General features: G+C 68.8%; 6 protein-coding genes. 1 reads left to right on the forward strand and 5 read right to left on the reverse strand.

Going from position 1 to position 3,492, the window contains the following annotated elements:
• Positions 1-59 precede the first annotated feature (59 nt).
• The 3 genes from AC1DZ6_RS21630 to AC1DZ6_RS21640 form a co-directional block, all read right to left on the reverse strand.
• Positions 60-950 carry an EamA family transporter gene (locus tag AC1DZ6_RS21630; protein WP_477099191.1) on the reverse strand — a complete coding sequence of 297 codons (891 nt, stop codon included), beginning with the start codon at positions 948-950 and terminating at the stop codon, positions 60-62.
• 168 nt (positions 951-1,118) lie between these two features.
• A complete protein-coding gene (locus AC1DZ6_RS21635; RefSeq protein WP_477099192.1) occupies positions 1,119-1,265 on the reverse strand; it encodes a hypothetical protein in 147 nt (48 codons plus the stop codon).
• A 48-nt stretch (positions 1,266-1,313) separates the two neighbouring features.
• Positions 1,314-1,580 (reverse strand): hypothetical protein, encoded by a 267-nt coding sequence (locus AC1DZ6_RS21640; RefSeq protein ID WP_477099193.1) that lies wholly within the window; start codon positions 1,578-1,580, stop codon positions 1,314-1,316.
• Positions 1,581-1,891: 311 nt separating this feature from the next.
• On the opposite strand from AC1DZ6_RS21640, the gene AC1DZ6_RS21645 reads away from it, so the two are divergent.
• Positions 1,892-2,125: an alpha/beta hydrolase gene (locus tag AC1DZ6_RS21645; protein ID WP_477099194.1), complete on the forward strand. Its 234-nt coding sequence runs from the start codon at positions 1,892-1,894 to the stop codon at positions 2,123-2,125.
• 178 nt (positions 2,126-2,303) lie between these two features.
• On the opposite strand, the gene AC1DZ6_RS21650 is transcribed toward AC1DZ6_RS21645, so the two are convergent.
• Positions 2,304-2,501: a hypothetical protein gene (locus tag AC1DZ6_RS21650; RefSeq protein WP_477099195.1), complete on the reverse strand. Its 198-nt coding sequence runs from the start codon at positions 2,499-2,501 to the stop codon at positions 2,304-2,306.
• A gap of 82 nt (positions 2,502-2,583) precedes the next feature.
• Positions 2,584-3,216 (reverse strand): TetR/AcrR family transcriptional regulator, encoded by a 633-nt coding sequence (locus AC1DZ6_RS21655; protein ID WP_477099196.1) that lies wholly within the window; start codon positions 3,214-3,216, stop codon positions 2,584-2,586.
• Positions 3,217-3,492: the final 276 nt, after the last annotated feature.

Here is a 3,492-nt window from a genome sequence, read left to right on the forward strand (position 1 = left end):
CCCCCAAGTCTTGGCTCCGTGGATGGCGATGGGGACACGCCGCAAGGGCATGTCCCCGGCTAGTCGTGCAGCGGGGCCTCGACCTCTCGCCGCGAGGGATCGGTCACCACCGTCCCCACCGACGCGGTGATCACGAAGGCGATGGCCAGCCATTGGCGGCCGACCAGCTGCTCTCCCAAGAGCACCAGCCCGGCCAGGGCGCCGACCGCCGGCTCCAGGCTCAGCATCACCCCGAAGCTGCGCTTGGAGATGCCGCGCAGGGCGACCATCTCCAGCGAATAGGGGATGGCGCTGGAGACCACCGCCACCACCAGGCCCAGGCCCAGGGCGACCGGGTTCAGCAGCGCCGCCCCGGCCGTGATCAGGCCGAACGGGGCGATGACCACCGCCGCCGTCGCCATGCCCAGGGCCACCGAGCGGCCGCCGTGCAGGTGTCCGGTCCGCTGGCCGGCCACGATGTACAGCGCCCAGAACACCGCCGCCGCCGCGGCGTAGGCCACCCCCACCGGGTCGAGGTTCAGGCTCGTGTCGCCCAGCGGCAGCAGCAGGCCCAGGCCCGCCACCGCCAGGGCGATCCAGGCGAAGTGGATCGGCTTGCGGGCGTGGATCATCGCCAGACTGAGCGGGCCGGTGAACTCGATGGCGATCGCCAGGCCCAGCGGGATGGTCCGCAGCGACATGTAGAAGCACAGGTTCATCGCCCCCATCACCGCCCCGTAGGTGGCGACGGCGATCAGGTCCTTGCGGGCCAGCGGAAAGCGCCACGGCCGCCAGATCAGGCACAGCACCAGGGCCGAGAACCCCACCCGATAGGCGCTGGTCCCCTGGGCCCCGACCAGCGGGAACAGGCTCTTGGCGAACGAGGTGCCGGCGCACAGCGACACCATGGCGCTGACCAGGCAGACATAAGGCAAGGCGGCGCGGAGGGGCGAGGTGGAGAGGCGGGACATGGGGGGTGTCTAGCAGGGCGAGCCTCTTCCCCCTATGGGGGAAGACGGCCGAAGGCCCGTAGGGGCAAGTGCTCACCTGCGTGCGGCTATCACTTGCCCCCACCTGACCGCTGCGCGGTCTGTCCGCCCCCATGGGGGGCGGAGGGGGCCCTAGACTAAGCGACTAGATCAGCAGCAGGGACCGCCGTTGCAGCAGGCCGCGCCGAGGGCGCAGCAGGCTTCAACGGCCTTGGTCACGGCTTCCGGCGCGGCGGCGTAGGCGGCCGACGCCGAGACGAGCAGCATCAGCGCCGCCGTCGAAAAGATGCGTTTCATGTTGAAGTTCCGATTTCAGATTGAAGGGAGGTCGTTCTGAAGTCGGTCTCACCGCGGCGGCGGAAGCTCCGGGGCCGGCGCGCGTCCGGGCGGCCAGCGAGAGGGCGTCGGGGTCGGGGCCGCCAGGCCGGACTCGACCGGCTCGGCGATCTGGCTTTCGGGCGCGGGGATGATCTGGCAGGCCACGACACAGCCGTCCGGACACAGGGACTTGCTCAGGTCGTGGCACGGGGCCTCGGCGCAGCAAGGATCCATCGACAGGGCGGCGGCCGACATCGCCGGCGCGCCGAACAGCAGGATCGCGCTCAGGAGCATCAGCCCCCGCGCCCACCAGCTCGATCTCATCGCGCCACGCTTCATGTCGGGAGGTTCGCACGGTCTCGCAACCGGCGAAAGCGCGGCCGTTGCTTAAGTATCGCGGGCGCCTTTTCCCCCTATGGGGGAAGACGGCCGAAGGCCCGTAGGGGGCAAGTGTTCACCTGCGGTGCGGCTATCACTTGCCCCCACCTGGCGACTTCGTCGCCTGTCCGCCCCCGTAGGGGGCGGAGGACGCGAAATGGTCGGGTTCCCCGAAACCTCTCGGGGGATCGCCCCATTTACCCGAGCCAGCGGTCCGCCAGGATGCCTTGCTGATCTCGCGCCTGCTGGCCGGCAACCTGATGCGCCTGGGGGCCATCGACCCGACCCAGGAGCCCTATCGCTCGAAGCTGGAGGCCAACGGCCACATCACCATCATCGACCTGACCAAGCTGAAGGCCGGCGACAAGCTCAACCACGGCAAGTTCGCCCAGAGCCCCGAGGTGGTGAAGATGCTGGGGGCCCAGCTGATCAACGGGCAGGTGCTGACGGAAGGGGAGTGAGGGGGCGGGCGCCCTCTTCCCCCTCTGGGGGAAGACGATCGCGAAGCGATCCGTAGGGGGCAAGTGTTCGCCGCCGTGGCGCCTGACGGGGACCGTGGCTCACCCACTTGCCCCCACCTGGCGACTTCGTCGCCTGTCCGCCCCCATAGGGGGCGGAGGACGCGCGTTGGCTAAACCCTCAGAACGCCTCGTCTTCCTCGACGCCCTCTTCCTCCTCGCCGCCCATGGCCGCTTCGAGACTTTCGATGATGCCGTCCATCTGGTCGGGCGTGATCGAGACGTAGAGCGCTTCGCCGCCGACCGCCGAGACCAGCAGGCGGTAGCCGTCCTCGGTTTCCTGCAGGCTGAAGGTTTCGAGAAGCTGCAGCTTGGCCATGGTGACGTCCTGAGTGTTCGCTGAATGAGGCGCGGATATAGGGGCGATCACCGCAAAAAACACCCTCTCCCATGGGAGGGGGTTATCTAAGCGCGCCTCTTCTCAGCATCGCGATGTGCCCGGCGATCAGCGCCTCGCGCTCCGACCACGGAAACTCCGGCCGGGCGATCAGCAGCGAGACCAGGCCGTGCAGGCCCGCCCACAGGGTCTGGGTGAGGCGCAGGGGGTCGTCGTCGTGGGTCAGGCCGGCGGCGTGCAGGTCGGCGATCATGGCCACGAAGCCCTGGAAAGCCTCCATGCCCGCCGCCATCGGCCGTCCGCCGGTGCGGGCGTTGAACGAGCCGTCGTGGCTCTTCTCGACCATGAAGGCCACGCGGTAGGCGTCGGGCTCGCGAAGGCCGAAATCGATATAGGTCATCATCGCCCGGTCGAACATTTCCGGGGTCGGCGACCAGCGCGAGCGGCCGTCGTCCATCCGCGCCTTCAGCTTGGCGAAGGCCCGCACGCACAGCTCGGCGATCAGGTCGTCCTTGGTGGCGAAATAGGCGTAGAGCGCCGGCTGGCTGATGCCCGCGGCCTCGGCGATCTGCCGGGTCGAGACGGTGTGGACGTCCTTGGCGCTGAACAGGGCCAGGGCCGCGTCGAGGATTTCCTCGCGGCGCTCGGCGCCTTGGCCCTTGGGCTTGCGGGGCGATCGGACTTGGGGGGACTTCATGCTGAACGAGCCTTTCCCAGGCCGCGACCGGCTTGACAAGCCGCGATAATCTATCACTGATAACTTATCACTGATCGATAGTCGAGGGGCGGGCTGTGCGTGGACGGATCGAGGATCTCGCGAGCGGCGCAAACCAATCCGGCCATCCCCATCTTTTCAGCCCGTCATCCCGGGCCTTGTGCCCAGGACCCCTCTCSCCGCCGCAGGTGCGGRAGGGGCGGWYCGCTGGCGRWCCGCTTGYACTTCACGTGCGGGCTGAGCCAGGGGTCCCGGGCA

The organism is Caulobacter sp. P1_B12_2, assembly GCF_056406675.1.